This is a genomic window from Roseivivax sp., assembly GCF_054552075.1.
Genome location: NZ_JBTOLZ010000005.1, coordinates 50,833 through 77,744 on the forward strand (window position 1 = coordinate 50,833; position 26,912 = coordinate 77,744).

Consider the following 26,912-nt stretch of genomic DNA (forward strand, 5'->3'; position numbering starts at 1 on the left):
ATGACCGACCTGACCCCCCGCGAAATCGTCTCGGAGCTCGACCGCTTCATCATCGGGCAGAAGGACGCCAAGCGCGCCGTCGCCGTGGCCCTGCGCAACCGCTGGCGCCGCAAGCAGCTGCCCGAGGATCTGCGCGAAGAGGTCTATCCGAAGAACATCCTGATGATCGGCCCCACCGGCGTCGGCAAGACCGAGATCTCGCGCCGGCTGGCCAAGCTCGCCCGCGCGCCCTTCGTGAAGGTCGAGGCGACCAAGTTCACCGAAGTGGGCTACGTCGGCCGCGACGTGGAGCAGATCGTGCGCGACCTCGTCGATGCCTCCATCGCCATGACCCGCGAGTTCATGCGCGAGGACGTGAAGGCCTCGGCCCACAAGGCCGCCGAGGACCGGGTGATCGCCGCCATCGCCGGTGAGGACGCCCGCGAGGGCACCCGCGAACGCTTCCGCGAGAAGCTGCGCAACGGCGAGCTGGACGACACGATGATCGAGCTGGACGTGGCCGACAATTCCTCGCCCTTCCCGATGATGGAGATCCCCGGCCAGCCCGGCATGGGCATGGGCGGCGCCGGCGGCGGGATGAACCTTGGCGACATCTTCGGCAAAGCCTTCGGCGGGCGCACCACCCGCAAGCGGCTCTCGGTGGCGGAAAGCTACGAGGTGCTGATCGGCGAAGAGGCCGACAAGCTGCTGGACGACGAGGCGGTCAAGCGCGAGGCGATCCGCGCGGTGGAGGAAAACGGCATCGTCTTCCTCGACGAGATCGACAAGGTCTGCGCCCGCACCGACGCCAAGGGCGGCGACGTCAGCCGCGAGGGCGTGCAGCGCGACCTGCTGCCGCTGATCGAGGGCACGACGGTCTCGACCAAGCACGGGCCGGTGAAGACCGATCATATCCTCTTCATCGCCTCGGGCGCCTTCCATATCGCCAAGCCCTCGGACCTCTTGCCGGAACTGCAGGGCCGCCTGCCGATCCGGGTGAACCTGCGGCCGCTGACCGAAGAGGACTTCGTCCGCATCCTGACCGAGACCGACAACGCGCTGACCCGGCAATACACCGGGCTCATGGCGACCGAGGAGGTGGAGGTCAGCTTCACCGAGGGCGGCATCGCCGCGCTGGCCCGGATCGCCGCCGAGGTGAACACCTCGGTCGAGAACATCGGCGCGCGGCGGCTCTACACGGTGATGGAACGGGTCTTCGAGGAGCTCTCCTTCACCGCGCCGGACCAGGCGGGCCAGACCGTGACGGTCGATGAGGGCTTCGTGGAAGAGCACCTGGGCGACCTCAGCCGCTCGACCGACCTCAGCCGCTACGTGCTCTGAGGCGGCGGGGGCCGCGGGCGCCGGGCTGGCGTCTTGGGCTGACCGGTGATCTTGTTTTGAAGCGCGCAGAGGCGGCGCCGTTGGATTCGACGGGGCCGCTTTTTTCGGCCGCATGAAGGCCCTTTGCCGGCTGGGCGCGCCAATATGGTGTGGCGCCTCTTGCGCGGGGGCGCGCCGGGGGGCCAGCCCCCCGGACCCCCCGAGGTATTTTTGCCAAGATGAAGATGGGGGCGGGTTCTCTTGCTGGGCCGGGGCGCGCAAGAAAACACCCCGCGGCGCGGGCCGCGGGGTGTGTGGGTGTCAGGCTGTCTTGCTGATGCGGATCAGGCGACCCACCAGCGTTCGGCCATGCGCGAGTTGTCCATCTGCCAGAGGTTGCCGATCTGGTCCGGCGTGCCGATGCGCGTGTTGTGGGCCTGCACCCAGTTGGCGAACATCGGGATGACCACGCCGCCGTCGTCGCGCAGGATGGTCTGCATCTCGCCGTACATCTGGCGGCGCTTGGCGCTGTCGAGCTCGGCCCGGGCCTCGACCAGCAGCGACTGGAAGCGCGCGTTGTCGTCGCTGTCCCACTGGCTGTCGTTCCAGGGCACGCCCTCCTCGTAGGCCGAGGAGAACATCCAGTCCTCGGTCGCGCGGCCCGACCAGTAGCAGGCGCACCAGGGCTTCTTGATCCAAACGTTCGACCAGTAGCCGTCCGCGGGCTCCTGCACGACGTTGATGTTGATGCCCGAGGGCGCCGCCGAGGCCTGGTAGAGCTGCGCCGCGTCCACCGCGCCCTCGAAGGCCGCCGAAGAGGCCGAGAGGTCGATGTTCAGCGAGTCGAGCCCGGCCTGCTTGAGGTAGAACTTCGACTGGTCGGGGTCGTAGGGGATCGGGTCCAGCTCGGCCATGTACTGGTTGGCGGGCCCGATCGGGCTGTCGTTGGCGACCTGGCCGTGCCCGAAGAGGATCTTGTCGACCATCTCCTGCCGGTTGACCCCGTATTTCAGCGCCCGGCGCACGTTCACGTCGTCGAAGGGCGCGATATTGGTCAGCATCGGGAAGGTGTAATGCTGGTTGCCCGTCACCTCCTGGATGAGGATCGAGGGGTTGGCCTTCAGGAGCTGCTCGGTCTTGAAGTCGATGCGGTTGATCGCGTCGACCTGGCCGGTCAAGAGCGCGTTCATCCGGGCGGTGTTGTCGTTGATCGCGATGAACTCGATCTCGTCGAACCAGCCGGCGTCGCCGTCCTTGTAGTGGCTGTCGACCCGGGTGCCGACGAAACGCACGCCCGGCTCGAAGCTCGAGACCTGGTAAAGGCCGGTGCCGATGCCCTGGGCGATGGCCTCCTCGATCTGGCCGGCGGGATAGATCAGCAGGTGATAATCCGACATCAGGTAGGGGAAGTCGGCGTTGCCCGCGGCCAGGGTGAACTGCACCTGGTGCTCGCCGGTCTTCTTCATCTCGACGATCGGCTCGACCAGCGGCTTGGCGCCGGACTTGGTGTCCTCGCCCTGGTGCAGCGCGATGGATTCCATCACGTCGTCGGCGTTGAAGGGCTTGCCGTTGTGGAAGGTCACGCCCTGGCGCAGGTTGAAGGTCCAGACCTTGGCGTCGGCCGAGGCCTCCCAGTCGGTCGCCAGTTCGCCCACCAGGCTGCCGTCGGCGGCGACCTCGGTCAGGCTGTCGAAGACCGCGCCCTGGGCGGCGGAGATCATGTAGACGTCCGAATGGGTGCGGCCGTCCCAGTTGTCCGAGGTATTGGCGCCGGACAGGCCGACGGTGATCTTGCCGCCGCGCTGGGCCTGCTGGGCGCGCAGTGGCAGGCCGGTGGCGGCCAGCACACCGGCGGCGGCGCCGGTGCGGAGCAGTCCGCGTCTCGAGATACGTGTCATTTGGTCTTCTCCCTGTCGTCTTCTCCGGCGCTCAGGCGCCGCGTTGCACACCCTTTTCCCGGGCGATCCCTAGTCCATGCTCCCGACGGCGGCATCGCCGAGGTTGTCGCGGCCGCGCTCGGCCAGGAGCTCGCTGAGCCAATCGGGGTCCATTTCCGGCACCGAGCTCAGCAGCAGATCGGTATAGGGATGGTGCGGCGGCGTGAACATATCGGCCTTGGGCCCCTGTTCGACCACCTCTCCATCCTTCATCACCACCACCTCGTCGGCGATGGCGCGCACCGTCGCGAGGTCGTGGGTAATGAACATATACGACAGTTTGAGGTCATCCTGCAGTCTTGCCAAGAGCTTGAGGATGCCCTCCGCGACAAGTTGATCGAGCGCCGAGGTGACCTCGTCGCAGATGATGAACTTCGGCTCGGCCGCCAGCGCCCGGGCGATGCCTATGCGCTGCTTCTGCCCGCCGGACAGCTCCGAGGGCAGCCGGTCGATGAATTCCCCCGGGGGCAGCTCGATCTGGGTCAGCAGTTCCTCGACCCGGGCGCGCTTGGCCTTGCCGCGCAGGCCCAGGTAGAACTCCACCGGGCGGCCGATGATCTCGCCGATGGTCTTGCGCGGGTTCAGCGCGGTATCGGCCATCTGGTAGATCATCTGAACCTGGCGCAGCTGCTCCTTGGAGCGGTTGCGGTAGTCGAGCGGCAGCGCCTGGCCGTCGAGCTCAACCTGCCCCGAACGCGGCGGCAGAAGGCCGGTGATGCAGCGCGCGGCGGTGGATTTGCCCGAGCCGCTTTCGCCCACCACGGCGACCGTCCGGCCCTCGTGGATGTCGAAGCTGACGTCGCGCAGCACCGTCGCCTTGCCGTAGCCCGCGGTCACGTTCTGCACCGAGAGGACCGGCACCGCGTCGGCGGCGGGCGCGGGTTTCGCCGGGCGCTTGAAGCTGCGCACCGCCCAGAGCGAGCGGGTGTAATCTTCCTGCGGCGCCTCGAGCATCTGCCGGGTCGGCGCCTCCTCGACCTCGTCGCCGCGCAGGAGCACCTTGATGCGGTCGGCCATCTGCGCGACCACCGCGAGATCATGGGTGATGTAGATCGCCGAGGTGCCGAACTGCTCGACGATGTCGCGGATCGCCGCCAGCACCTCGATCTGGGTGGTTACGTCGAGCGCCGTGGTCGGCTCGTCGAAGATGATCAGGTCGGGCCGGCAGGACATCGCCATGGCGGTCATCGCCCGCTGCAGCTGGCCGCCCGAGACCTGGTGGGGATAGCGGAAGCCGATCTCCTCGGGGTTGGGCAGACGCAGGCGGCGGTAAAGCTCGATCGCGTCCTCCTCGCTTTCGCCCTTGCGCATGACGCCGTGGCGCACCGGCGCCTCGCTGTGCTGGTCGATCAGCTTGTGCGCGGGGTTGAAGCTGGCGGCGGCGGATTGCGCGACATAGGCGATGCGTTTGCCCAGAAGCGCGCGCTTCTGCATCAGCGGCGCGTTGACCAGGTCGATGCCGTCGAACTCCACCGAGCCGCCGGCGATGCGCACCCCGTCGCGGGTGTAGCCCATGGCCGCGAGGCCCACGGTCGACTTGCCCGCGCCGCTTTCGCCGATCAGGCCCAGGACCTCGCCCTTGTCGAGCGTCAGGTCGACGCCGTTCACGATGGGGATCCACTGCTCGTCGGCGCGGCCCTCGATGCGCAGGTCGGTGATGGTGAGAAGACGCTCGCCCATGGCTCAGTCCTTCAGCCCCGAGGACCGGTGCAGCACCCAGTCCACCACGAAGTTGACCGCCACCGTCAGGAGCGCGATGGCCCCGGCCGCCATGAGCGGCAGCGCGGCGGCCAGGGGCGAGAAGGCGGCGAAGTTGATGAATTGCGCCAGGTCGCGGACCATGGTGCCCCAATCCGCCAGCGGCGGCTGGATGCCCACGCCCAGGAAGGACAGCGCCGCGATGGTCAGGAAGACGAAGCAGAAGCGCAGGCCGAACTCGGCCAGGAGCGGCGCGGTCGCATTGGGCAGGATCTCGCGGAAGATCAGGTAGCGCAGGCCCTCGCCGCGCAGCTTGGCGGCCTCGATGTAGTCCATCACGACGATGTTCTGCCCGACCGCGCGGGCCAGCCGGAAGACCCGGGTCGAATCGATCACCGCGATGATGACGATCATGTAGATCGTCAGCAGCCAGCGTTCCGACCCCGCCCAGGCGCTGGCGATGGTCATCAGCAGAAGCGCGAAGATCAGCGAGGGAATGGCCATGAGCACATCCACCGCCCGGCTCAGGAGGTTGTCGAACCAGCCGCCGATCACCGCCGCGAGAAAGCCCAGCGAGCCGCCCAGCACGAAGGCCAGGCAGGTCGTCGCGAAGGCGATGCCCACGGTGTTCTGCGCGCCGTAGATCAGCCGGGTCAGCAGGTCGCGCCCGATCTGGTCGGTCCCGAGCGGATGCGCCGGGTCGCCGCCGCTCGCCGGGTCGCCGCCGGGCAGCATGTTGGGCTGCGCGAAGACCTCGGCCTGGCCGTAGGGCGCGAGAAGCCCCGCGAAGATCGCCAGCACCGCGTAGACGAGGATCGTCAGGATGCCGAAGGCGGCGGTCAGCGGCATGGTGCGGAAGGCCTTGCGCGTGCCCTCGGAGCCGATGTGCCGCCCCGCCAGCCGGAAGACGAAGGCCAGCGCCGCGGCGATCACGAAGCCCTGCACCGCCCAGCGGAAGAAGACCGCATTGGGCTGCACCCAAAGCACCGCCCCGCCGATCACGGCCGCCACCGCGGCGACATAGCCGAAGGCCACCGCATAAGGCATGTCGCGGAAGTAGGGCGTGTTGCCGGTGAGCCTGCGGCCCAGCGCCCGCATCAGCCAGGCGCCGCCGAAGACCGCCAGCGCGATCGCGAGGGTCCAGGTCCAGAAGCTCATTTCGGGTGCCTCAGCCGCGGGTTGGAGAGGATCGAGAAGATGTCGGCCATGAGGTTCAGCAGGATATAGGCGGCGGCGAAGATCAGGCAGCAGGCCTGCACCACGGGGATGTCGCGGATCTTCACGCTGTCGACGAAGAGCTGGCCGATGCCGGGATAGACGAAGACCACCTCAACGACGACGACGCCGGTGATGAGATAGGCCAGGTTGATCGCGATCACGTTGATGATCGGCGCCAGGGCGTTGGGCAGCGCGTGGCGCACGATCACCCGCATCGGCTTGATGCCCTTGAGCCGGGCCATTTCGATGTAGGGCGAGGCCAGGAGGTTGATGATCGCCGCGCGGGTCATCCGCATCATATGCGCGGTGACCACCAGCGTCAGCGTCAGCGCCGGCAGGAGCGTGCGCTGGAGCCGCTCACCCATGCCCATGCCCTCGTAGATGTTCGAGAGCGACGGCAGGATCGGGTTCAGCACCGCGAGGAAGAGGATCAGCACATAGGCCAGGAAGAACTCCGGGCTCGAGATCGAGGTCAGCGCGAAGACATTGGCGCCCTTGTCGAAGGCCGAGTTGCGGAACAGCGCCGAGAGGATGCCGAGGCCCACCGCGAAGGGCACCGCGATCATCGCGGTGACACCGGCGAGGAAGAGCGTGTTCTCGAAGCGCGGCCCGATCTGCGCCATGACCGTCGCCCCGGCCTGGCTTTCGTTGCCGGTGAAGGTGGCGAAATTGGCCTGCGCGAAAGAGGTGCCGAGGTCGCCCCTCAGCATATCCGAGAGCCAGCTCCAGTAGCGCACCAGGAAGGGCTGATCGAGCCCGAGGTCGCGGCGGATCGCGGCCACCGCCTCGGGGGTGGCGCCCTGGCCCAGCACGGCCTGCGCGAAGTCCCCCGGCAACATGTTCACCGCGGTGAAGATGATGACGGAGATGACGAACAGCGTCAGAAGCCCTAACAGGAGCCTCTGGCCAATAATTTTTGCTACACTTGACACGGTTTCCGGCAATTTCCTGTCGCGGAAGTTGCGGACAAATTAACGCCTTAGGGCTTAATGTAAAGCCTTGTGCCCCGGAGCGGCCAAGGAATTGATTATCCGGTCAATTCATCCATGGCCCGGACCAGCTCCGCGCTGATGCCCGGCTCGGAGAGCGCGTGACCCGCGTTGCGGATCATCCGAAGGTCGGAACTGCGCCATTTGCGCGCCAGCTCCCAGGCCCGGGCGGGCGGGCAGATCATGTCGTAGCGGCCCTGCACGATCACCCCGGGGATGTGCTGGATCCGGTCGATGTTCTTGAGAATCCAGCCGTCTTCCTCGAGGAAGCCCTTGTGGGTGAAATAGTGGTTCTCGAGCCGCGCGAAGGCGCGGGCGTAGTCGCCGGGCGCCTCTCCGCCCGAACCCGAGGAATGGATCGAGGCCAGCGCGTTCTCCCAGGAGGACCAGGCGCGGGCGAATTGCGTCTCGATCCGCAGGTCGCCGCAGAAGAGCCGCCGGTGATAGGCGGCGATCATGTCGTGGCGTTCGTCCGGCGGGATCAGGTCGCGGAACCGCGCCCAGGTCTCGGGCCAGAACTGCCCCGCGCCGCCGCCGTAGAACCAGTCAAGCTCGACCTGGGTCATCAGGAAGACCCCGCGCAGCACCAGCTGGCGCACCGCCTCGGGATGCGAGATCGCGTAGATCAGCGACAGGGTCGCGCCCCAGGAGCCGCCGAAGACGATGAACCGGTCGATGCCCAGCTCTGCCCGGATCGTCTCGATGTCGGAGACGAGGTCCCAGGTGGTGTTCTCGGTGACGCTGGCATGGGGCCGCGAGCGGCCGCAGCCGCGCTGGTCGAAGAGGACGACGCGGTAGTGCTCGGGGCCGAAATAGCGCCGCATGGCGGGCGAACAGCCGCCCCCCGGGCCGCCGTGCAGCACGATGACCGGGATGCCGTCGGGCCGGCCGCATTGTTCGACGTAGATCGTGTGACCGCCCGAGACCGGAACCATTCGCTGGTCGAAGGGATCGCGGGGCGGGTAGAGATACTGAACGGCGCGCTTTTGACCCAGGTCTTTGTCCATGCCCTTCCTATATGAGAGAGAACACCGGAAAGACCATGAGATTCTGCCGATGACCCCAAGCCCAGAGACCGCCAGCGTCGATCCCGCGGAGGTCGCGAAATTCGAGGCCATGGCCGCCGAATGGTGGGACCCCAACGGCAAGTTTCGCCCCCTGCACGAGATGAACCCCTGCCGGCTCGATTACATCGCCGGGCAGATCGCCGCCGAGTTCGACCGCGACCGCCGCGACGCGCGGCCTTTCGCGGGGCTCAAGGTGTTGGACATCGGCTGCGGCGGCGGGCTTCTGGCCGAACCGCTGGCGCGGCTCGGGGCCGAGGTCACGGGCATCGACGCGGCGGGCGGCAATATCCCCGTCGCCCGCACCCATGCCGAGGCGCAGGGGCTGACCATCGACTACCGCCACACAAGCGCCGAGGCGCTGGCCGCCGAGGGCGCGCGCTTCGACGCGGTGCTGGCCTTCGAGGTGGTGGAACATGTCGCCGATCCCGCCGCCTTCCTGGCGGTCGCGGGCGGGCTGGCGCGGCCCGGCGGGCTGGTCATGGTCTCGACCCTGAACCGCACCGCCAAGGCCTTTGGCGCGGCGATCCTCGGGGCGGAATGGCTGCTGCGCTGGCTGCCGCGCGGCACGCATGACTGGGCGAAGTTCATCACCCCCGACGAGCTCGGGGTGATGCTGAGCGGCGCCGGGCTCGACGTGGTGGACCGCAAGGGCATGGTCTTCGACCCGATCCGCTGGGACTGGTCGCTCTCGCCCTCTGATCTCTCGGTGAACTACGCCATGACGGCGCTGGTGCCCGGGGACGGACCCTCGGCCTAACCCTCGGATTCGAGCCGGAGGCGCAGCTCGCGCAGGACCGGCATGGCGGCACGCACCTTCTCGCGGCCAAGCGCGCCCACAAGCTCGCTGACCAGCGGCATGATCGCCCGCAGCGCCGCGTCGCGCGCTTCGAGCCCGGCGGGGCTGATCGAGACGAGCTTGCGCCGCGCGTCGTCCCAGTCGGGGCGGACGTGCACGTAACCCTGCGCTTCGAGCCGCGACAGCGTGTTGGTCATCGCGCCCCGGGTCACGTGGAAAACCCGGCTGAGCTGCACCGGCGTCTTCTCGGCCCCGCGCGCGAGGTGGTTCAGCACCGAGAAATGCGACAGCTCCATCCGGTCGGGCAACGCCTTGGCGAGCCGCGCCCGCAAGAGCTGGTCGGCGGTCAGCAGCTCGGAAAAGAGCGTGATCGCAAGGCCGTCGTCTCCGCTCACGGGCCGCTCACCTGGCGGTCATGCGAGAGCGAAGGCACCTTTGCGCGGGCCTCCTGGGCGGCATCAGGGTCGATCTCGACCATATGCACGCCGGGCTCGGTGCCTGCGTCCAGCAGCACCTCGCCCCAGGGCGAGACGGCCAGCGTGTGCCCATGAGTCTTGCGCGGCTTGCCGCGCGTCGCGGCATGGATGCCCACCTGCGCGGGCGCCAGCACGTAAGAGCCCGTCTCGATCGCCCGGGCACGCAGAAGCGGCTCCCAGTGCAGCGGGCCGGTGGCGGTGGAAAAGGCCGAGGGCACGGTCAGGATCGTCGCGCCGGCCTGCGCCAGCCGGCGGTAGAGATAGGGAAAGCGCAGATCGTAGCAGATGCTGAGGCCCAGCGTGCCAAAGGGCGTCTCGGCGGTCACCGCGCGGTCGCCCGGGGCGAAACCCGCGCTCTCGCGGTAGGTCTCCTGCTCCGAAACCTGCACGTCGAACATATGCGCCTTGTCGTAGCGCGCCGCGATTTGGCCCTCGGGGTCGATCAGGATCGAACGGTTGGCAAAACGCGTCTCGGGCGGCTCGGAGTGCAGCGCCAGCGACCCGGCCAGCACCCAGACGCCATGTTTGGCGGCGGCCTCGCGCAGGGTGGCCAGCGTCACGTCCTCGGCCTCGGGGCGCAGCACCTCGGTCTGGTGGCTGCGGCTGGTGGAGACGCAATTGGTGACCTCGGGGGTCAGCACAAAGCCCGCCCCGGCAGAGGCGGCGCGGGCAACAAGCGCGCCGGCGACCCGCGCGTTGGCCGCGGGGTCGTCCGACGAGGTGATCTGCAGAAGCGCGGCCTTCACGCCACGAGCATCGGGTCGAGCTTGCCGGCACGGTCGAGGGCATAGAGCTCGTCGCAGCCGCCGACGTGTTCATCGCCGATGAAGATCTGCGGCACGGTGCGGCCGCCATGCGCGCGGTCGATCATCTCGGGCTTGCGGTCGGGATGCGCCATCACGTCGATCTCGACGAAGCTGGCGTTCTTCTGCGCGAGCAGCCGCTTGGCCGCATGGCAGAAGCCGCAGAGCGGCGAGGTGTAGATTTCAATTTTGGGCATCAGAGCCTCCGTAACGAACTTGTTACGAACTTAGGCGTCCTTGGCCACGCGTGCCAGCGCGAGAACGCAGACCCGCTGTGCGCCTGCGGCCAGAAGCGCCGTGGTCGCGGCGGCGAATGTGGCGCCGGACGTCAGAACGTCGTCCACCAGCACAACGTCGCGCCCCGAGACGACGTTCCCCTGCCCCGGCGTCACGGAAATCGACCCTGATACGGCGGAAAACCGGTCGTCGCGGCGCAATCCGTCGAGGCTGGGCGTCGCCCTGTGCCGCCGCAGCGCCCGGGGCGCCGCGGTCAGGCCGGTCTCGCGCGCCAGCGCCCCGGCCAGGAGCGCCGATTGGTTGTAGCGCCGCCGGATCAGCCGCAGCGGGTGCAGCGGGATCGGCACCAGAAGGCAGTCCGGCGACAGAATCGGCGCGCCCGCCCGGGCCATCCAGGCCCCGGCGGCGGGCGCGATGTCATGGCGGTCGGCGTGTTTGAGCTGCAAGACCAGGTCCCGCGCCCGCCCGCGATAAAGGAGCGCCGCCCGCCCCGCCGCCCAGGGCCGGGTGATCCGCAGGCAGTCGTCGCAGCGCGCCCCCGGCCCGCCCTCGCCCGGGAGCGGCAGCCCGCAGAGCCCGCAGCTCAGCCCGGTGACAAAGGGCGTCTCGCGCCAGCAGGGACCGCAGAGCGCGCCCTCGGGCGCGGTCAGCCCGCCGCAGGCCAGGCAGCGCGGCGGAAAGATCAGGTCGCGCGCGGTTTGCAAGCCGGGTAGCCGCACCTTATTTGCCCCCCATGGCCGAGACCGACACCCCGAAACTGACCGACCGCCCAGCACTTGCCGCGCATCGCGCCCGCGCGGCCGAGGCGCCCGCGCTGTTCCTGCAGGAGGCCGCCGCCGAGGATGTGCAGGATCGCCTCGCCGTGGTTAACAGACGGTTTACCGCGCCGGTGGTGGTGACCGCCTATCCCGATATCTGGGCACCGCTCTTTCGCGAAGCCCGGATCGTCGCCGACGACGAGGTGCTCGACCTCGAGGAAGGCGCGCATGACCTGGTGATCCATGCCCTCGCGCTGCATTGGGCCGACGACCCGGTGGGCCAGATCATCCAGTGCCGCCGCGCGCTGAAACCCGACGGGCTGTTTTTGGGCGTGGCCTTCGGGGGCCGCACCCTGACCGAGCTGCGCCAGGCGCTGGGCCAGGCCGAGGTCGAGGTGACCGGCGGGCTCAGCCCCCGGGTGGCGCCCATGGGCGACATCCGCGACCTTGGCGCGCTTCTGCAGCGGGCGGGGCTGGCCATGCCGGTCGCCGATGCGCTGCCGCTCAATGTGACCTATGCCTCGGCGCTGCACCTGATGCGCGACCTGCGCGCCATGGGCGAGACAAACGCCCTGGCCGACCGCCTGCGGCATTTTACCCGCCGCTCCGTGCTGATCCGCGCCGCCGAGGTCTATGCCGAGGCCCATGGCGACGCCGAGGGCCGGGTGCGCGCGACCTATGAGCTTGTGACCCTGACCGGCTGGGCGCCCGACGAGAGCCAGCCGAAGCCGCTGCGGCCGGGTTCGGCCACGGCCAGCCTCGCCGAGGCCCTGGGCACCCGGGAGACCAAGCTGAAAGATTGACCCCGGGGACCGGGACGTTAGTTACGGAGCGAGTTTAGACCCATTCCAAAGCAGGGGCCCTCATCCATGCTGGATAGCACGAAATCCGCGGTTCGACCCCCGAATGCGCCCGCCGATCACCCCAAGGTCGCCGCCGGCAAGGTCGGCGTCCTCCTCGCCAACCTCGGCACGCCGGACAATTACGACTACTGGTCGATGCGCCGGTATCTGAACGAGTTCCTCTCGGACCGGCGGGTGATCGACTATTCGCCCTGGCTCTGGCAGCCGCTCCTGCAGCTGGTGATCCTGACCAAGCGGCCCTTTTCCAGCGGCGAGGCCTACAAGTCGATCTGGAACGAGGACAAGGGCGAGAGCCCCTTGATGACCATCACCAAGGACCAGACCGCCAAGATCGCCCGGGCCATGGAAGAGGCCCATGGCGACGAGGTCATGGTCGATTTCTGCATGCGCTACGGCAACCCCTCGACCCGCTCCAAGGTCCGCGAGATGGTCGCCGCGGGCTGCCGCAAGATCCTGTTCTTCCCGCTGTATCCGCATTACGCGGGCGCCACCTCGGCCACCGCCAACGACCAGTTCTTCCGCGCCCTGATGGAGGAGAAGTGGCAGCCGACGGTGCGCACGGTCGATCCCTATTACGAGCATCCGCTCTATATCGACGCGCTGGCGCGCTCGATCGAACGCGCCTACGGGCAGATGGAGACCCGACCCGACATCCTGGTCTGTTCCTACCACGGGGTGCCCAAGCGCTACCTGCTCGAGGGCGATCCCTACCACTGCCAATGCGCGAAGACGACGCGGCTCCTGAAGGAGCGGCTGGGCTGGGACGACACCGAGATCACCACCACCTTCCAGTCGCGCTTCGGGCCCGAGGAATGGCTGAAGCCCTATACCGTGGAAGAGGTCGCGCGGCTGGCCTCGGAAGAGGGCAAGAAGAACATCGCCGTCTGCGCCCCCGCCTTCTCGGCCGATTGCATCGAGACGCTCGAAGAGATCAACGAGGAGATCAAGGAAAGCTTCGAGGAAGCCGGCGGCGAGCAGTTCACCTATATCCCCTGCCTCAACGACGACGATGCCCATATCGCCGCGCTGACCGCGGTGATCGAGGAGAACCTCGGCGGCTGGATCGGCCAGCCCGCCGTCGCAACCCCGTGAACCGCGCCATCTGACGCTGGCGCGGCGCGCCGTTTTCCCCCACCTTTTCCCTGCAAGCCTGCAAGGAACCCCGGGGGGAGGCGGCATGTTCGAGAGCCTGAGACAGCGCATCGGCAAGGCGCTTGCCGACATCCTGAGCGCCCCGCGCGTCGGGGCGGAGCCGCTTTCGGCGCCCTCGGACTTCGCGCGGCTCAAGGCGACGCTGCGCCCGGGCGACGTGCTCCTGGTCGACGGGCAGGCGCGGGTCTCCATAGCGATCAAGTATCTCACCCAGTCTAGCTGGTCGCATGCGGCGCTTTACTGCGGGCCGATCCCGGGCCGCGCCGAGCCTGACGGCACCCCGCATGAGCTGGTCGAGGCGGTGGTGGAATCGGGCTGCATCTCGGTGCCCCTGTCGAAATACGCCGATCACCACACCCGCATCTGCCGGCCCGTGGGCCTCGGCCCCGAGGGCCGCGCGGCGGTGGTCGACTACATGGTCGACCGGATCGGCCTGGCCTATGACCTGCGCAACATCTTCGATCTGCTGCGGTATTTCCTGCCGACCCCGCCGGTGCCGGTGCGCTGGCGGCGGCGGATGCTGTCGCTGGGCTCGGGCGATCCGACGCGGGCGATCTGCTCGGCACTGATCGCCCAGGCCTTCCAGTCCGTGCGCTACCCGATCCTGCCCCGGGTCGAGGCGCGGCCCGGGCGCGGGCGCATCGCCGAGGAGATCCTGCACATCCGGCACCATTCGCTCTTTGTGCCGCGGGATTTCGACATCTCGCCCTATTTCCGCATCGTGAAACCGCATCTGGAAGAGGCCTTCGACCCCCAGGCGCTGACCTGGAGCGACGAGGAGGCGCCCGAGCCGCCGACCCTGCCGGTCACCCCTGCCCCACCGGTCCCGGGCGGAGAAAGCGAGCCGGAGGCCGTGGCGGCGCGGGTCGCGGCGGAGGATGAGGAAGAGCGCGCGCCGGGCGTGGCGGCCGGCAAGCCCGCCGCTTCGTGACACGCGAAATGCGCCACATGCGGGCGCGATGCTCAGGGGCTCAGAGCGCCCGGCGCAAAGAAAAAAGGCGGTGCCGAAGCACCGCCTTTTCCCAGGTTCTGACGAACCGAATTAGTCGGCGGAAACCGCAGCTGCGACGAGCGCGAGCAGGATCAGCGGAACGATGATCGCTGCCGAGGACGACTGCTGTTCGGTTTCTTCGACGACAACGACGGGCTCCATGACCACGTCGTCTTTTGCGTAGGAGCCTGCCATTGCCGAGGTGCCTGCGGCGGCGATTGCGGCGGCCAGTGCGAGTTTCTTCATCATTATCCTCCAGATAATCGCTTGCTCGGAGGATACCCGAACAAGCACCCAAGACTTAACCTCGTGAGTCGTTCTAAGCAGCTTCCCTTTGCATTTGCAAACGCAACTTAAGCCGCTCAAACCGCCTATCGCGGGCTTGTCGTCAAATAAGCAACACTTGGGTGCCGACCTGCGCCATCTCGTACAGCTCTTCGATATGCTCGTTGTAAAGGCCGATGCAACCGTTCGACGAACGCCGGCCGATCTTGCGCGTATCGTGGGTGCCGTGGATGCGGTAATAGGTCCAGCTCAGGTGCAGCGCACGGGTGCCAAGCGGGTTGTCGGGGCCCGGCGGCACGTAGTCCGGCCACTCGGGATTGCGCTTCTTCATCGAGGGCGTGGGCCGCCAGTCGGGCTCGGGATCCTTCAGCGTGACGCTGGTCCGGCCGCGGCGGGTCAGGTCCTCGGTCAGCGGCACCGAGGTCGGATACAGCTTGTAGACCGCCTGGTCCTCGGACCAGTAGTGCAGCGCGCGGCTCTGGATATCGACCAGGATCGCACCCTTGTTCAGGTTCGAGAAATAGGGCCGCCAGTCGAGCATGCGGAAGCTCGAGGTGTTGCGGCGCACGATCTCGGAGAGGTCACGCTCGACCTCGGTGGTGCCGGCGCCGGTGACGCTTTGGGCGAGCGCCGGACCTGCAAAAGAGGCCGCGGCCGTCCCCGCGAGGAAGGCGCGCCGGCTGGTGGCGCGAGAGGAAAACTTGCTCATGGGACATCTCCGTGATGAACGGCAATTTCCTGCCAATTAGTGCGCGATTGTCGCATTCGCAATTCAAACCCGCGTGTCTCGGCGCAGTCACGCCGATGTGGGTTTGATAAGCCACGCGCGAGAAGATAAGGCCGTTCGGGTCGAATGGACAGAACAGGATCGCCGCCATGCTCCGCGCTTCGCTTATCTCCGCCGCCCTGGCCCTTGTCCTGGCAGGATGCGCCAGCTCTCCGACGCCGCCGGCCGAACCGCGACTCGGACCCGATGGTCAACCCCTGCCGACGGTCTACCGGATCGGCCTGGGCGAGGCGAACCGGATCGAGATCCGGATGCTCGACTCGGTCAATGCGCTGCGCGCCGAACAGGGGCTGGTGCCGCTGGAATACAACGCCCAGCTGAACGCCGCCGCGGCGACCCATTCGCGCGACATGGCGGTGCAGAACCGGCCCTGGCACTTCGGCTCGGACGGCTCCTCGCCGATCGACCGAGTGCGCCGGGTGGGCTACGGCGGCTCGCTGCAGGGCGAGGTGATCTCGGAGACCTACGAGACCGAGCTGCAGACGCTTGCGGCCTGGATGGACGACAGCGCGACGCGCGGGGTGATCATGTCGCCCGAGGCCCGCGAGATGGGCTTTGCCTGGCACCAGGAGAACAACGGCAAGATCTGGTGGACGCTGATCACCGGTGCGCCGGGTTCGGCCAGCGGCGCACAGGTCGCCGCGGCGGCAGAGGCGGGCGGCGCGTCCTGAGGGGCTGAGGTCGTAGCGCGATCCGCCCCAGTGCGGAGCCGCGCAGCGACGGGCCTCTTGGCCACTACGACACCACACAAGCTGACAGCAATATGACCGACTGCCCGGAACTCCGGGGTCGGTTGCGCTGCGCGCCAGCGCGGAATAGCCGGCCGAAGGCCGCCGCGCATCGCCGGGCCGTCCCGTCGGCACGGCGATTTGGCCGGTCTGGGCGCGCCGCTCAAATTTCGGACTGACCTGGCAGCCATAAAGCGCCACCGCTCGACCCTGGGATCGCCGCGCCACGGCCCGCCGACGCGCGGCTTCTCTTACCATGTCCGATGGATCGCCAATTGCGGCGTTCGGATGATTACCGGCCCGCAATCCCGCCAATCCCGCTGGAATAGAGACGCATAATCCGCCGAGTGGCGCGAGGGTCGGGGCCGAATAGGCGCGCCCATATGCGCCGCCAAATCCGCCCCTCGCAATCCCGCCTTACGGCTGGATCAGGATCGGCGTGCCGTCCCGCACCATCGCATAGACGTCCTCCATCTCGCGGTCCTTCACCGCGATGCAGCCCCAGGTCCAGTCCGACCGCGAGCTGAAGCGCGCGCCTTTCGGCGGGCCGCCGTGGATGAAGATGTCCCCGCCGGGCGATTTGCCCAGGGCGATGGCCTCGGCGATATCCGCCTCGTTGGGATAGGAGATCCCGATCGAAAGGTGGAACCGCGAGTTCGGGTTGCGGCGGTCGATGAAATAGAGACCCTCGGGCGTCTTGCCGTCGCCCTCGATCTGCTTGTCGCCCTCGGGCGCGAACCCGAGCCCGATGCGGTAGCTCTTCAGCACCTCGCGGTGGTGCAGAAGATACATCTTGCGGTCGCTCTTATCGACCACGACCTGGGTGACCTCGGGGCCATTGTAGGTCTTGAACTTACTGCTGCATGCCGAGAGCCCGAGGGCCATGAGACACAGCGCGGCGATCTTGATGAGTTTCACTGTCCTGCTCGCTATTTTTCCGGGCAGAATAGCGATTTTCAGGGCTTCCGGGTAGCCTGAACTCACTCGCGCTCACGCGGCGGTGAGCCCTGGGCATCAAGCCGCCGTTCGATCGCCTCGAGCCGGGCCAGCACCTGGTCGCGGTAGCTGTCGGTCGCGGCATTGGCCTCTTCCGCATGGGCGTCCTGCATGGAGTTCACGATCAGGCCGACCACAAGGTTCACCACCGCGAAGGTGGTGATCAGGATGAAGGGCACGAAGAAGGCCCAGGCGGCGGGATAGACCTCCATGACCGGGCGGACGATGCCCATGGACCAGCTTTCCAGCGTCATGATCTGGAACAGCGAATAGGCCGACCGGCCGAGCGTGCCGAACCACTCGGGGAAGGAAGCCCCGAAGAGCTTCGTCGCCATGACCGCGCCGATGTAGAAGATCAGCGCCATGAGCAGGAAGACCGAGCCCATGCCGGGCAGCGCGGTCAGGAAGCCCTCGACCACACGGCGGAGCCGCGGCAGCGTCGAGACCACGCGCAGCACCCGCAGAATGCGCAGGGCCCGCAGGACCGAGAAGGACTGCGAGCCCGGCACCAGCGCGATGCCGACGATCACGAAATCGAAGATGTTCCAGCCGTTGCGCGGGAAGCGCCGGCCCTGGGCGTAGATCTTGGCGGCGAGCTCGATCACGAAGACCGCGAGACAGGCGCGGTCGAGCGCGACGATCAGCCCCCCGGCCGCGGCCATGGCCCGCTCGGAAGTCTCGAGCCCCAGGAGGATCGCGTTGAAGACGATGATCAGCGTGATCGTGTTGCGCGTCAGTGGACGCTCGAGAAAGGCGGCAAGGCGGGCGCGGAAGGGCATGGTGGGGTCTCAGTCCAGTCTGAACGCGGCGGCAAGCTCGATATGGGTCGACCAGCGGAACTGGTCCACCACCTGCACCCAGTCGATCCGGTAGCCCGCGCGCACCAGCGTCGCGGCGTCCCGGGCGAAGGTCACGGGGTTGCAGGAGACATGGGCGATGACCGGCAGGCGGGCCTCGGCGAGGGCGGCGACCTGCGCCTCGGCCCCGGCGCGGGGCGGGTCGATCACCGCGGCGCCGTAGCGCGCCAGTTCGGCCGGCAGAAGCGGGTTGCGGAAGAGGTCGCGCACCTCGGTGGTGACCGCGCGCAGCCCCTGCCCGTGCCGCCAGCCCCGGTCGAGCGCGGCGGTCATCGCCGGGTCGCCCTCGACCGCATGAACCTCCATGCGCTCGGCCAGGGGCAGCGCGAAGGTGCCGCAACCGGCGAAAAGGTCGACCGCGCGCTTGCAGCCTTCGGTGATCTCGGAGACGGCGGCGCGCAGCGCGGCCTCGCCCTGGGGCGTGGCCTGCAGGAAGGCACCGGGCGGCGGGGTCACCCGCGCCGCGCCGAAGGTCAGGATCGGCGGGCGGCGCTCCAGCGTCTCGTCACCGGCCCAGCCGATCCGCGCGAGGTCGTGGCGGCGGGCGATCTCGGCCAGCTCGATGCGCAGCCCCCCGTCGAGAGGCTTGCCCCCGGTGACCATCACGTCGAGCCCGCTTTCGCTGCGGGTGACATTGACCGAGAGCTCGCCCTTGCGCGAACCGCCCAGCACGGTGAGCTCCTCCACCAGCGGCAGGGCGGCGGACAGATCCGGGTGCAGCACCTGGCACTCGGGCACCGGCACGATCACCTCGGAGCGTTTCACGTGGAACCCGGCCTGCGCCCCCTTCTTGGTGCGCTTGCCCGAGAAGACCGCGCGGCGGCGGCTCTGCGCCGGAGAGGTCACGATGGGCCGGAAGGGCGCCTCGAGCCCCTGCCCCGCCAGCGCCGTCTCGACCACCCGCTGCTTCCATCCGGCGACGAAATCATCGGCGGCGTGCTGAAGCTGGCAGCCGCCGCAGCGCTTGGCATGGGTGCAGGGTGGCGTCACACGGTCGCCCGAGGGCGTCAGGATGCGCGGCGCGGCGATCACCCCGTCGGCGACCTCGCCGGTCACCTCTTCGCCGGGCAGCGCGCCCGGCACGAAGACCGGCCCCGGCGCGATGCCGTCGCCCAGGTGGCCCAGCCGTTCGATCACATAGCTCGTCGTCATGGCGCCCTCATGACTCGAAAGTCGCGCGGCGTCGAGGCCGGGCTATTCCGCCGCCTCGCGGGTCTCAAAACCGCCCGACTGCCGCTCCCAGTAGCGGGCGTAAAGCCCGCCCTCGGCCAGGAGCGTCTCATGGGTGCCCTCCTCGACGACGCGGCCACGGTCGAGCACCACGATCCGGTCCATGTCGGCGATGGTCGAGAGCCGATGCGCGATGGCCAGCACGGTCTTGCCCTCCATGGCGCGGTGCAGCGCGTCCTGGATCGCGGCCTCAACCTCGCTGTCGAGCGCCGAGGTCGCCTCGTCCAGGATCAGGATCGGCGCGTCCTTCAGGAGCGCCCGCGCCAGCGCGATGCGCTGCCGCTGCCCGCCCGAAAGCTTCACCCCGCGCTCGCCCAGATGCGCCTCGTAGCCCTGCCGGCCCTTGTGGTCCTGCATGGCCAAGATGAAGTCATGCGCTTCGGCCTTTTGCGCCGCGGCGACCACCTCGTCGAAGCTGGCGCCGGGCCGACCGTAACGGATGTTGTCCAGGGCCGAGCGATTGAACATCGCGGTCTCCTGGGTGACCATGCCGATGGCCCGGCGCAGGCTTTCCTGCGTCACCTCGGAGATGTCCTGCCCGTCGATCAGGATGCGGCCCTGTTCGGTGTCGTAGAGCCGCATGAGCAGGGCCACCAGCGTCGATTTCCCCGCCCCCGAGGCGCCGACGATGCCGAGCTTCTCGCCCGGCTGCACCTCGAGCGAGACCCGGTCGAGCCCGCCGCGCTCGTAGCCGTAGTGGAAGCTCAGATCGCGGAGCGTCACCCGGCCCTCGTTCACCGAAAGCGCGCCGGCGTCGGGCCGGTCGGTCAGCGCGTGGCGCGGCGCGAGGGTGCGCATCCCGTCCTCGACCTCGCCGAGGTTGGAATAAAGCGACATCAACGTGAAGCTGACCCAGCCGGTCATCTGCGCCAGCCGCAGCGCCACCGCGCCGGTCGCGGTGATGTCGCCGGCGCTGACCAGCCCGCGGCTCCAATACAGAAGCGCCCCGCCGACCAGCAGCACCGGCAGCAGCCCCGCCAGGGCCATCAGCCAGAAGCGGAAGGTCACCGAGACCTGGCCGAACTCCAGCGCCCGGTGGCGATAGGTGTTCATCGCCGAAAGCGCCGCGCGGTCCTCGTGCTCGGCATGGGCAAAAAGCTTTACCGTCTTGATGTTGGTCACCGTGTCCACGACCTGCCCGGTCACCATGGCCCGGGCCGAGGCCCGCGCCTTCGACCGCTTGCGGATGCGCGGCATGAAGGCCCGGATGAAAAGCCCGTAGACCACCATCCACAAGAGAAGCCCCAGCGCGATGCGCGCGTCGACCGTGCCCAGGAGCAGGATCGCGCCGACCACCGAGGCCAGCGCGAAGAGCACCGTGTGGATCATCTCGATCACCACGTCGGTCAGCGCCCGCGAGGTCTGCATTTCCTTCTGGCTGATCCGCCCGGCGAAATCGTTGTCGAAGAAGGTCACCGACTGGCCGATGGTGTGCCGGTGCAACCGCGACAGCACGAGGTTCAGCACGTTGGGCTGGACCACGATCGACTGGAAGAAGGTCGAGACCCCCATGATCGCGGGCCGCGCCAGGACGAAGAACAAAAGCGCCCCGATCAGGACCGGCGCCTGGTCGGTGAAGACCTGGCCCGCCTCGGCGGCGAGCGCCGCATCGACCACCCGGCCCAGGATGAGCGCGGCCATGACCTCGACCACGCCCGAGAGGATCGAGAAACAGCCCGCCACGGCCAGGACCGGCCAGGCCCCTTCGAGGTTCCAGCGGAAGAACGGCAGGATCTGCTGCGGCGGCGGGCCCGAGGCCGGGCGGAACGGGTCGATCCAGCGGCTCGGGCGGCGCCAGCGCGGGGTCTCCTCTGGCTCGGATGTCGCACTCACTCGGCGGCCTCGCTTTCGTCGTCGAAGGTCAGGAACCCGCCGGACTGACGGGACCAGAACCCTGCATATAGTCCCTCGCGGGCCAAAAGCTCGGCGTGGCTGCCCTCTTCGACGATGCGGCCGTCGTCCATGACGAGGATCCGGTCGAGATGGGCGATGGTCGACAGCCGGTGCGCGATGGCGATCACCGTCTTGCCCTGCATCATGCCGTAGAGCGTGTCCTGGATCGCCGCCTCCACCTCGCTGTCGAGCGCCGAGGTCGCCTCGTCCAGCACCAGGATCGGCGCGTCCTTCAGGATCACCCGCGCCAGGGCGATCCGCTGCCGCTGCCCGCCCGAGAGCTTCACGCCGCGCTCGCCGACATGGGCGTCGTAGCCGCGCCGGCCCTCGGCATCGGCGAGATCGCGGATGAAGTCATGCGCCTGCGCCTGTTCGGCGGCGGCGATCATCTCGGCCTCGCTGGCCTCGGGCCGACCATAGAGGATGTTCTCGCGCACCGAGCGATGCAGCAGCGCCGAATCCTGTTGCACCATGCCGATCCGCGACCGGAGCGATTCCTGCGTCACCCCCGAGATGTCCTGACCGTCGACCAGGATGCGCCCGCCCTCGGCGTCGTAGAACCGCATGAGCAGCTTCACCAGCGTGGATTTCCCCGCCCCCGAGCGGCCCACGAGGCCCACCTTCTCGCCCGGCGCGATGGTCAGGTCGATGCGGTCGAGCCCGCCCTGCCCGCGCCCGTAGTGATGGGTCAGCCCCTCCAGCGCGATGGCCCCGGAGGTCAGCTTCAAAGGTGCCGCATCGGGGCTGTCGGTCAGGGTCACCGGCTGGGCGATGGTCTCCATGCCCTCCTGCACGATGCCGAGCTGCTGGAAGAAATTGGTCAGCGCCCACATGATCCAGCCGGTCATGGCGTTGATCCGCAGGGTCAGCGCGGTCGCCGCCGCGACGGTGCCGACCGTGGCGATGCCAAGCCCCCAGAACCACAGCGTCAGCCCGGTGACCGAGACGATCAGCACGCCGTTCAAGACGACCAGCGCGACATCCATGATGGTGTAGAGCCGCATTTCCTTCTGGAAGGTGTCGCGGGTGTGTTCGATCGCCTCGCGGCCGTATTCCAGCTCCTTGTCGTGATGCGCGAACATCTTGATCGAATGGATGTTGGTGTAGCTGTCGACGATGCGCCCGGTGAGCTGCGAGCGCGCGTTCGAGGCGTTGCGCGAGGCCACCTTGATGCGCCGCACGGTCCAGTTCATCAACAGCGCGTAGAGCCCGAGCCAGATCGCCAGCGGCAGCATGAGCCAGGGGTCGGCCGCGCCCAGAAGCGCCAGCGAGCCCACCACATAGGCCAGCGCATAGGTCAGCGCGTCGAAGATCTGGAAGACCGCCTCGTTGGCCGCCGAGGGCGTCTGGATCACCCGGTTGGCGATGCGGCCGGCGAAGTCGTTCTCGAACCAGCCGACCGACTGGCGCATGACGTGGCGATGCGCGCGCCAGCGCACCACGGTGCCGAGCTGCGGCATCATCGCATTGTTCAGGATCAGCACGTCCAGGGCCTGCAGAAGCGGGCGGATCAGCAGGATGAAAAGTCCCAGCAGGATGAGCCCGGTGCCATGCTCCTGCCAGACCTGCGCGGGGTCCTGGCCGAGGATGTCGACCACCCAGCCCATGGCCCAGATCAGCACCAGTTCCACGCCCGCGACCAACACCGACAGCACCGCCGCCACCGCGAAAATCGGGCGGAAGGGCCGAGTGTAGTCCCAGAGGAAGGGCCAGAGCCGCTTGGGCGGCACGTCCTTTTCCTCGTAGGGCGCATAGGGGTCGATCAGGTTTTCGAAAAAGCGGAACATGGCCGGGCTGCCTGGAAAGGGACTCGCGATGAAATCTTGCTGACCGGAGGGGGCGGGCCGGTGACGCGGGCGCGCCACCCCTGAGGGGCGGGGCGCGGTATCGCGCGAGGCTTGGGCCAGCCGCCGGCGGGCTGAGGGTCAGATAGCCCGCGCGGGGGCGCTTGTCACTTCTTTCGCAGGTTTGCGAGAAGCGCCGCGCGGTCGAGCGTGAAGCCCGAGGCGATCCAGCGCGCCTCGAGCTCGGCAAGGGCCGCACCGATCTCCGCCCCCTGCCGCTCGGGCATCAGGTCGCGGGCGCTGACCGGGAAGCTTTGCCGGGCGCCTTGCGTAGCCTCGGAAAGCGCGCCGGGATCAAGCGGCATACCCAGCGCGGCCGCCCGCAAGAGCAGCGCATCCCGCGCCAGCGCCTCCCCGAAGCGGTAGCCCAGCGCCGCCGGGCCCGCGCCGTTCTCCACCGCCTCCCAGAGCCGGGCCAGGTGTTTCTGCTCGACCTTGGAAAGCCGCAGGTCGACATCCGCCCGGGCGCCCAGCGCCGCCAGCCGTCTCAGCGGCTCGGGCCCAGAGCCCGCCTGCCCTTCGAGGTGGATGAGTGGCGCGAGGCTTTCCGTCACAGCACCCGGCAGCACCCGCGCCAGCGCGCCGCTCTGCGCCATGGCGCCCAGCGCCGGGGCCGGGTCCGGGGCAGCGAGCAGTTTCTTCATCTCCGCACCGACCCGTTCCTTGGAGAGCCGGGTGAGCCCCGCGCCCTCGGCGGCGATGGCGGCCAGCGCCTCGGGGTCGAAGCCCGCCGCGGGGTCACCATACCAGGCGGCAAAGCGGAAATAGCGCAGGATACGCAGGTAATCCTCGCGGATGCGCGCCTCGGCATCGCCGATGAAGCGCACCCGCCGGGCGGCGAGGTCTTCGAGCTGGCCCGCCCCCAGCGGCGCGATGACCTGCCCGTCGGGCCGGGCGTAAAGCGCGTTGATGGTGAAATCCCGCCGCCTGGCGTCTTCCTCGAGCGTCTTGGAAAACCGCACCCGGGCGTGGCGGCCGTCGGTCTCGACGTCCGCGCGGAAGGTGGTGACCTCGAAGCCCTCGCCCTCGGAGACCACGGTGATCGTGCCGTGATCGGCCCCCGTGGGCACCGCCTTCAGCCCCGCCGCCTCCACCGCGGCGACGGTCTCCTCGGGACGCGCCTCGGTGGCGATGTCGAGGTCCTCGACCGGCGCGCCGAGAAGCGCGTTCCGCACGCAGCCGCCCACCGCATAGGCCGCGAAGCCCTGATCGGCGAGCGCGGCAAAAACCGCCTGCGCGCGCGGCGCGCTCAGCCAGTCGCCGCCCACCCGATCGGCCGTGATCTCGGTCATGGGCTCAGCCTTTCGGCCAGCCCGCGCAGGATCCGCGCCGTCGCGCCCCAGATGTAATAGGGGCCGTAGGGCACGGTATAATAATGCCGCCGCTCGCCGCGCCAGCGCCGCGACTGCACCGAGAAGCGCGCGGCCTCGGTGACACGGGCGAAGGGCAGGCTGAAGATCTCGGCCACCTCGCCGGGTTCGGCGCGCGGCGTGAAGGGCCCGGTCACCAGCCCGACGAAAGGCGCCATGGCAAACCCCGTGACCGTCTCGTGCACCGGCAGTGCGCCCAGAAGGCGGACCGAGGCGCGCGGCAGGCCGATCTCTTCCTCGGCCTCGCGCAGGGCGGCATCCTCGGGGCCGGCGTCGGTCGGATCGACCTTGCCGCCCGGAAAGGCGATCTGCCCCGGGTGGTGCTTCAGCTTCGAGGAGCGCTTGGTCAGGATCAGCCGCAGCCCCTCGGGGCTGTCGATCAGCGGCACCAGAACGCCCGCCGGGCGCAGCTTGCGCGTCGGCGGCAGCGCCGCCTTGGCGCCGGCGTTCAGGTCGAAATCCGACGAGGGCGCCGCCGCCGCGTCGAGCGCGCGGCGGAGGCGGGTCAGGTCGTCACTTCCCGGCATCCTCGGCCTCGAAGCCGACGGAATTGGGGTCGAGGTCGTAATGCGCGCCGCAGAACTGGCAGTCTGCGGTGACGCGGCCCTCGTCGGTGGTCATCTTCTCGATATCCTTGGCCGAATAGATCGAGAGCGACTGGCGCACGCGGTCCTCAGAGCAGGTGCAGCCGAAGCGCACCGGCAGGCTGTCGAAGACCCGCGGCGTCTCTTCGTGGAAGAGCCGGACCAGCAGGTCGGTCGGCGGCAGGTTCGGGCCGATCAGCTCCATCTCCTCGACGGTGTCGAGCAGGTAGTTGGCGCGGCGCCAATCCTCGCCCTCGTCCTCGGAGAGCATGTCGACGGCCTGCAAGAGCCCGTCCTCGCCCGAGCCGCCGCCCTCGATATGCGGGCTGGCCTTGGGCATATGCTGCAGCATCACGCCGCCGGCGCGCCAATGCTCGGCGCCGCCGCGCTCTGTCGAGCGCCCGAAGGACAGCTGGAACCGGGTCGGCAGCTGTTCGGACTGGGCGAAATAGCTTTCCGCCGCATCCGAGAGCGAGCTGGTCACCAGGGGCGTGATGCCCTGGTAGGGCTGCATGCCCTTGCCCTGGTCCATGAGGATGGCGAAATAGCCCTCGCCGATATGCGACATCGGGTCGGCGTCGCTGATGCGCTCGGGGTCGAAGCTGGCATAGGCGCGGATGCGGGCCGGTTCGCCCTCCTTCTCGGGGGCGTAGAAATCCGTCGCGATCATTCGCACCGGGCCCTTGGACTGGACCTGCAGCGAGAGCTTCCAGCGCAGCTTGATGGTCTGGCCGATAAGCGCGGTCAGCAGCGCCATCTCGGCCACCAGCGCCTCGACGGCGGGCGGGTAATCGTGTTGCTTCAGGATCCCGTCCAGGACGCCGTCCAGACGCGCGACGCGGCCGCGGATGTCCGAGCGGTCGAGCTGGAACGGTAGGACTGTGTCGTCCCAGGCGATCTTGGGTCCGAGGGTCATAGGATATCCTTGCTGGCGGGGTCTTGGCATGAGGGCTCTATATAAGAGCCCGCGTTGCGCGTCCAAGGGGGGTGCGGCGAGCGATGGGTGGTCGGGGCGTGAGGCGCTACTGGCGGAGCCATTCGTCGAAATCGGCGCGTTACCCAACGCTAGCACCGACACCAACACCAACACCAACACCAACACCAACACCAACACCAACACCAACACCAACACCAACACCAAGGAAATCCACGATTCAACCTAGCCCGCCAACTCCGACTAGGCCCAACTTCCCGATTCTTGGCACTGGGAGGCGAAACTGCTGAAAGAACCACGAAACCCGCGATCTACTCCCCCCATCGCCATTGACCCTTATCCTTCACCGCGACAGCCTCCCTACAACTCTGGCAGCCAACTCTGACTTCGCCGCAACGCCTGCCTCCAAGACGCCCCGCCATTCAACCACTCTCTCCTTCAGTTTCCCGGACAAACCCCTTTGCAGCCCAGTCAATCCAGCTCAAACAGGCACGCCTACTCAGCACCTCGCATCACCTCTCCCGATAAATCTCCTCTACAGTCACCTTCCTAGAGTTGCCCTGAATGACCTTCCGCGTCGGCCCGCCACCCGAAGCCAATCGCCGCTACACGCTCCGCCGTGGCGCCTACGCGGTCCTGATACGCGACCGAGAGGTCTTGCTCACCCACCAGGAAACCCCGCACCCCGAGTTCCAGCTCCCCGGCGGCGGAATCGACCCAGGCGAAAGCCCCCTCGCCGCCCTGCATCGCGAGGCTTTCGAAGAAACGGGCTGGCGCATCGCCACGCCCCGCCGCCTCGGAGCCTTCCGGCGCTTCACCTATATGCCCGACTACGACCTTTGGGCCGAGAAGCTCTGCATCGTCTATGCCGCGCGCCCCGTCCTTGCGCTCGGCCCGCCAACCGAGCCCGGCCACCTCGCCGTCTGGATGCCCCCGGCCCTGGCACTCGAAGCGCTCGGCAATGACGGCGACCGCAAGTTCTTGGCGCGCTGCCTGCGGTAACCTCCGAGGTTGGCAGCCTACCGGAGCCATCAGGTCGACCCTAGCAACCCTGGCACCGGCCGATCCTCTATGTCGCCCTCCTTTCGTTTAACCATCCCACTTTCCTGCACTTCTGGTC

26 protein-coding genes are annotated in these 26,912 nt (G+C 68.3%); 7 read left to right on the plus strand and 19 right to left on the minus strand.

Translation table 11 applies throughout. From position 1 onward, the window contains the following. Window positions 1–1,320, plus strand: coding sequence for an ATP-dependent protease ATPase subunit HslU (gene hslU, locus ACX938_RS05420; protein ID WP_459430271.1), 1,320 nt, complete (start codon window positions 1–3; stop codon window positions 1,318–1,320). 323 nt (window positions 1,321–1,643) lie between these two features. Here the strand turns inward: hslU and ACX938_RS05425 are convergent, their stop codons facing one another. From ACX938_RS05425 to pip, 5 genes are all read right to left on the minus strand, one after another. Further along, on the minus strand, window positions 1,644–3,197 hold the full coding sequence (locus ACX938_RS05425; protein ID WP_459430272.1) for an ABC transporter substrate-binding protein: 1,554 nt from the start codon (window positions 3,195–3,197) through the stop codon (window positions 1,644–1,646). Between the two features lie 69 nt (window positions 3,198–3,266). Then, the gene (locus ACX938_RS05430) at window positions 3,267–4,916 is read right to left on the minus strand and encodes an ABC transporter ATP-binding protein (RefSeq protein WP_232754568.1); all 1,650 of its coding nucleotides are present in this window, start codon (window positions 4,914–4,916) and stop codon (window positions 3,267–3,269) included. 3 nt (window positions 4,917–4,919) lie between these two features. Continuing rightward, the gene (locus ACX938_RS05435; RefSeq protein WP_459430273.1) at window positions 4,920–6,092 is read right to left on the minus strand and encodes an ABC transporter permease; all 1,173 of its coding nucleotides are present in this window, start codon (window positions 6,090–6,092) and stop codon (window positions 4,920–4,922) included. Then, entirely contained in the window at window positions 6,089–7,084 is a 996-nt protein-coding gene (locus ACX938_RS05440; protein WP_232754566.1) for an ABC transporter permease, read from the minus strand. Before ACX938_RS05440 ends, ACX938_RS05435 begins: the two co-directional genes overlap by 4 nt. 95 nt (window positions 7,085–7,179) lie before the next feature. After that, window positions 7,180–8,148, minus strand: coding sequence for a prolyl aminopeptidase (gene pip, locus ACX938_RS05445; protein WP_459430274.1), 969 nt, complete (start codon window positions 8,146–8,148; stop codon window positions 7,180–7,182). A 49-nt stretch (window positions 8,149–8,197) separates the two neighbouring features. Here pip and ubiG point away from each other — a divergent pair, with 49 nt between their 5' ends. Next, window positions 8,198–8,965, plus strand: a complete 768-nt coding sequence (ubiG, locus tag ACX938_RS05450) for a bifunctional 2-polyprenyl-6-hydroxyphenol methylase/3-demethylubiquinol 3-O-methyltransferase UbiG (protein ID WP_459430275.1) — start codon at window positions 8,198–8,200, stop codon at window positions 8,963–8,965. On the opposite strand, the gene ACX938_RS05455 is transcribed toward ubiG, so the two are convergent. From ACX938_RS05455 to ACX938_RS05470, 4 genes are read right to left on the minus strand one after another with little or no spacing between them, the layout of a single operon-like run. After that, on the minus strand, window positions 8,962–9,399 hold the full coding sequence (locus ACX938_RS05455) for a MarR family winged helix-turn-helix transcriptional regulator (protein ID WP_232754563.1): 438 nt from the start codon (window positions 9,397–9,399) through the stop codon (window positions 8,962–8,964). The two genes, ubiG and ACX938_RS05455, sit on opposite strands and share 4 nt — an antisense overlap. Beyond that, window positions 9,396–10,226: a carbon-nitrogen hydrolase family protein gene (locus tag ACX938_RS05460; RefSeq protein WP_459430276.1), complete on the minus strand. Its 831-nt coding sequence runs from the start codon at window positions 10,224–10,226 to the stop codon at window positions 9,396–9,398. Before ACX938_RS05460 ends, ACX938_RS05455 begins: the two co-directional genes overlap by 4 nt. Next, entirely contained in the window at window positions 10,223–10,480 is a 258-nt protein-coding gene (gene grxC, locus ACX938_RS05465) for a glutaredoxin 3 (RefSeq protein ID WP_232754561.1), read from the minus strand. The genes ACX938_RS05460 and grxC overlap by 4 nt, the downstream gene beginning before the upstream one ends. 30 nt (window positions 10,481–10,510) lie before the next feature. Then, entirely contained in the window at window positions 10,511–11,224 is a 714-nt protein-coding gene (locus ACX938_RS05470; RefSeq protein WP_459430277.1) for a double zinc ribbon domain-containing protein, read from the minus strand. Window positions 11,225–11,253: 29 nt separating this feature from the next. Here ACX938_RS05470 and ACX938_RS05475 point away from each other — a divergent pair, with 29 nt between their 5' ends. The 3 genes from ACX938_RS05475 (at window position 11,254) to ACX938_RS05485 (ending at window position 14,224) form a co-directional block, all read left to right on the plus strand. Continuing rightward, window positions 11,254–12,081, plus strand: coding sequence for a methyltransferase domain-containing protein (locus ACX938_RS05475; protein ID WP_459430278.1), 828 nt, complete (start codon window positions 11,254–11,256; stop codon window positions 12,079–12,081). A gap of 66 nt (window positions 12,082–12,147) precedes the next feature. Further along, a complete protein-coding gene (gene hemH / locus ACX938_RS05480) occupies window positions 12,148–13,233 on the plus strand; it encodes a ferrochelatase (RefSeq protein WP_459430279.1) in 1,086 nt (361 codons plus the stop codon). An 85-nt stretch (window positions 13,234–13,318) separates the two neighbouring features. Continuing rightward, window positions 13,319–14,224, plus strand: a complete 906-nt coding sequence (locus ACX938_RS05485) for a C40 family peptidase (RefSeq protein ID WP_459430280.1) — start codon at window positions 13,319–13,321, stop codon at window positions 14,222–14,224. A 111-nt stretch (window positions 14,225–14,335) separates the two neighbouring features. Here ACX938_RS05485 and ACX938_RS05490 read toward each other — a convergent pair whose 3' ends face one another. After that, the gene (locus ACX938_RS05490) at window positions 14,336–14,530 is read right to left on the minus strand and encodes a ferrochelatase (protein WP_232754621.1); all 195 of its coding nucleotides are present in this window, start codon (window positions 14,528–14,530) and stop codon (window positions 14,336–14,338) included. 142 nt (window positions 14,531–14,672) lie between these two features. Further along, on the minus strand, window positions 14,673–15,278 hold the full coding sequence (locus tag ACX938_RS05495) for a L,D-transpeptidase (RefSeq protein WP_232754556.1): 606 nt from the start codon (window positions 15,276–15,278) through the stop codon (window positions 14,673–14,675). Window positions 15,279–15,445: 167 nt separating this feature from the next. On the opposite strand from ACX938_RS05495, the gene dalA reads away from it, so the two are divergent. Further along, window positions 15,446–16,027, plus strand: a complete 582-nt coding sequence (dalA, locus tag ACX938_RS05500) for a divisome-associated lipoprotein DalA (protein ID WP_232754555.1) — start codon at window positions 15,446–15,448, stop codon at window positions 16,025–16,027. 474 nt (window positions 16,028–16,501) lie between these two features. Here the strand turns inward: dalA and ACX938_RS05505 are convergent, their stop codons facing one another. The 8 genes from ACX938_RS05505 to hslO all read right to left on the minus strand — a co-directional run bounded on the left by ACX938_RS05505 (window position 16,502) and on the right by hslO (window position 25,774). Then, window positions 16,502–16,969 (minus strand): L,D-transpeptidase family protein, encoded by a 468-nt coding sequence (locus ACX938_RS05505; protein ID WP_459430404.1) that lies wholly within the window; start codon window positions 16,967–16,969, stop codon window positions 16,502–16,504. A gap of 95 nt (window positions 16,970–17,064) precedes the next feature. Then, window positions 17,065–17,859 carry an ion transporter gene (locus ACX938_RS05510; protein ID WP_459430281.1) on the minus strand — a complete coding sequence of 265 codons (795 nt, stop codon included), beginning with the start codon at window positions 17,857–17,859 and terminating at the stop codon, window positions 17,065–17,067. A gap of 9 nt (window positions 17,860–17,868) precedes the next feature. Continuing rightward, window positions 17,869–19,089 carry a class I SAM-dependent RNA methyltransferase gene (locus tag ACX938_RS05515; protein ID WP_459430282.1) on the minus strand — a complete coding sequence of 407 codons (1,221 nt, stop codon included), beginning with the start codon at window positions 19,087–19,089 and terminating at the stop codon, window positions 17,869–17,871. 42 nt (window positions 19,090–19,131) lie between these two features. Beyond that, window positions 19,132–21,000 (minus strand): ABC transporter ATP-binding protein, encoded by a 1,869-nt coding sequence (locus ACX938_RS05520; protein WP_459430283.1) that lies wholly within the window; start codon window positions 20,998–21,000, stop codon window positions 19,132–19,134. Next, complete coding sequence (locus tag ACX938_RS05525) at window positions 20,997–22,847, minus strand: ABC transporter ATP-binding protein (protein ID WP_459430284.1); 1,851 nt, start codon at window positions 22,845–22,847, stop codon at window positions 20,997–20,999. The genes ACX938_RS05520 and ACX938_RS05525 overlap by 4 nt, the downstream gene beginning before the upstream one ends. 164 nt (window positions 22,848–23,011) lie before the next feature. Next, complete coding sequence (locus tag ACX938_RS05530) at window positions 23,012–24,196, minus strand: CCA tRNA nucleotidyltransferase (RefSeq protein WP_459430285.1); 1,185 nt, start codon at window positions 24,194–24,196, stop codon at window positions 23,012–23,014. Beyond that, window positions 24,193–24,801: a CoA pyrophosphatase gene (locus ACX938_RS05535; protein ID WP_459430286.1), complete on the minus strand. Its 609-nt coding sequence runs from the start codon at window positions 24,799–24,801 to the stop codon at window positions 24,193–24,195. Before ACX938_RS05535 ends, ACX938_RS05530 begins: the two co-directional genes overlap by 4 nt. Further along, window positions 24,788–25,774 carry an Hsp33 family molecular chaperone HslO gene (gene hslO / locus ACX938_RS05540; protein ID WP_232754548.1) on the minus strand — a complete coding sequence of 329 codons (987 nt, stop codon included), beginning with the start codon at window positions 25,772–25,774 and terminating at the stop codon, window positions 24,788–24,790. Before hslO ends, ACX938_RS05535 begins: the two co-directional genes overlap by 14 nt. A gap of 582 nt (window positions 25,775–26,356) precedes the next feature. On the opposite strand from hslO, the gene ACX938_RS05545 reads away from it, so the two are divergent. After that, a complete protein-coding gene (locus ACX938_RS05545; RefSeq protein WP_459430287.1) occupies window positions 26,357–26,794 on the plus strand; it encodes an NUDIX hydrolase in 438 nt (145 codons plus the stop codon). Window positions 26,795–26,912 lie beyond the last annotated feature (118 nt).

Excerpts from the sequence above, each read along its gene's own strand:
- hslU (WP_459430271.1), top strand. The coding sequence starts at position 1 with ATGACCGACCTGACCCCCCGCGAAATCGTCTCGGAGCTCGACCGCTTC.
- ACX938_RS05425 (WP_459430272.1), bottom strand. The coding sequence starts at position 3,197 with ATGACACGTATCTCGAGACGCGGACTGCTCCGCACCGGCGCCGCCGCC.
- ACX938_RS05430 (WP_232754568.1), bottom strand. The coding sequence starts at position 4,916 with ATGGGCGAGCGTCTTCTCACCATCACCGACCTGCGCATCGAGGGCCGC.
- ACX938_RS05435 (WP_459430273.1), bottom strand. The coding sequence starts at position 6,092 with ATGAGCTTCTGGACCTGGACCCTCGCGATCGCGCTGGCGGTCTTCGGC.
- pip (WP_459430274.1), bottom strand. The coding sequence starts at position 8,148 with ATGGACAAAGACCTGGGTCAAAAGCGCGCCGTTCAGTATCTCTACCCG.
- ubiG (WP_459430275.1), top strand. The coding sequence starts at position 8,198 with ATGACCCCAAGCCCAGAGACCGCCAGCGTCGATCCCGCGGAGGTCGCG.
- grxC (WP_232754561.1), bottom strand. The coding sequence starts at position 10,480 with ATGCCCAAAATTGAAATCTACACCTCGCCGCTCTGCGGCTTCTGCCAT.
- ACX938_RS05475 (WP_459430278.1), top strand. The coding sequence starts at position 11,254 with ATGGCCGAGACCGACACCCCGAAACTGACCGACCGCCCAGCACTTGCC.
- hemH (WP_459430279.1), top strand. The coding sequence starts at position 12,148 with ATGCTGGATAGCACGAAATCCGCGGTTCGACCCCCGAATGCGCCCGCC.
- ACX938_RS05485 (WP_459430280.1), top strand. The coding sequence starts at position 13,319 with ATGTTCGAGAGCCTGAGACAGCGCATCGGCAAGGCGCTTGCCGACATC.
- ACX938_RS05490 (WP_232754621.1), bottom strand. The coding sequence starts at position 14,530 with ATGAAGAAACTCGCACTGGCCGCCGCAATCGCCGCCGCAGGCACCTCG.
- ACX938_RS05495 (WP_232754556.1), bottom strand. The coding sequence starts at position 15,278 with ATGAGCAAGTTTTCCTCTCGCGCCACCAGCCGGCGCGCCTTCCTCGCG.
- dalA (WP_232754555.1), top strand. The coding sequence starts at position 15,446 with ATGCTCCGCGCTTCGCTTATCTCCGCCGCCCTGGCCCTTGTCCTGGCA.
- ACX938_RS05505 (WP_459430404.1), bottom strand. The coding sequence starts at position 16,969 with ATGGCCCTCGGGCTCTCGGCATGCAGCAGTAAGTTCAAGACCTACAAT.
- ACX938_RS05510 (WP_459430281.1), bottom strand. The coding sequence starts at position 17,859 with ATGCCCTTCCGCGCCCGCCTTGCCGCCTTTCTCGAGCGTCCACTGACG.
- ACX938_RS05515 (WP_459430282.1), bottom strand. The coding sequence starts at position 19,089 with ATGACGACGAGCTATGTGATCGAACGGCTGGGCCACCTGGGCGACGGC.
- ACX938_RS05525 (WP_459430284.1), bottom strand. The coding sequence starts at position 22,847 with ATGTTCCGCTTTTTCGAAAACCTGATCGACCCCTATGCGCCCTACGAG.
- ACX938_RS05530 (WP_459430285.1), bottom strand. The coding sequence starts at position 24,196 with ATGACCGAGATCACGGCCGATCGGGTGGGCGGCGACTGGCTGAGCGCG.
- ACX938_RS05535 (WP_459430286.1), bottom strand. The coding sequence starts at position 24,801 with ATGCCGGGAAGTGACGACCTGACCCGCCTCCGCCGCGCGCTCGACGCG.
- hslO (WP_232754548.1), bottom strand. The coding sequence starts at position 25,774 with ATGACCCTCGGACCCAAGATCGCCTGGGACGACACAGTCCTACCGTTC.
- ACX938_RS05545 (WP_459430287.1), top strand. The coding sequence starts at position 26,357 with ATGACCTTCCGCGTCGGCCCGCCACCCGAAGCCAATCGCCGCTACACG.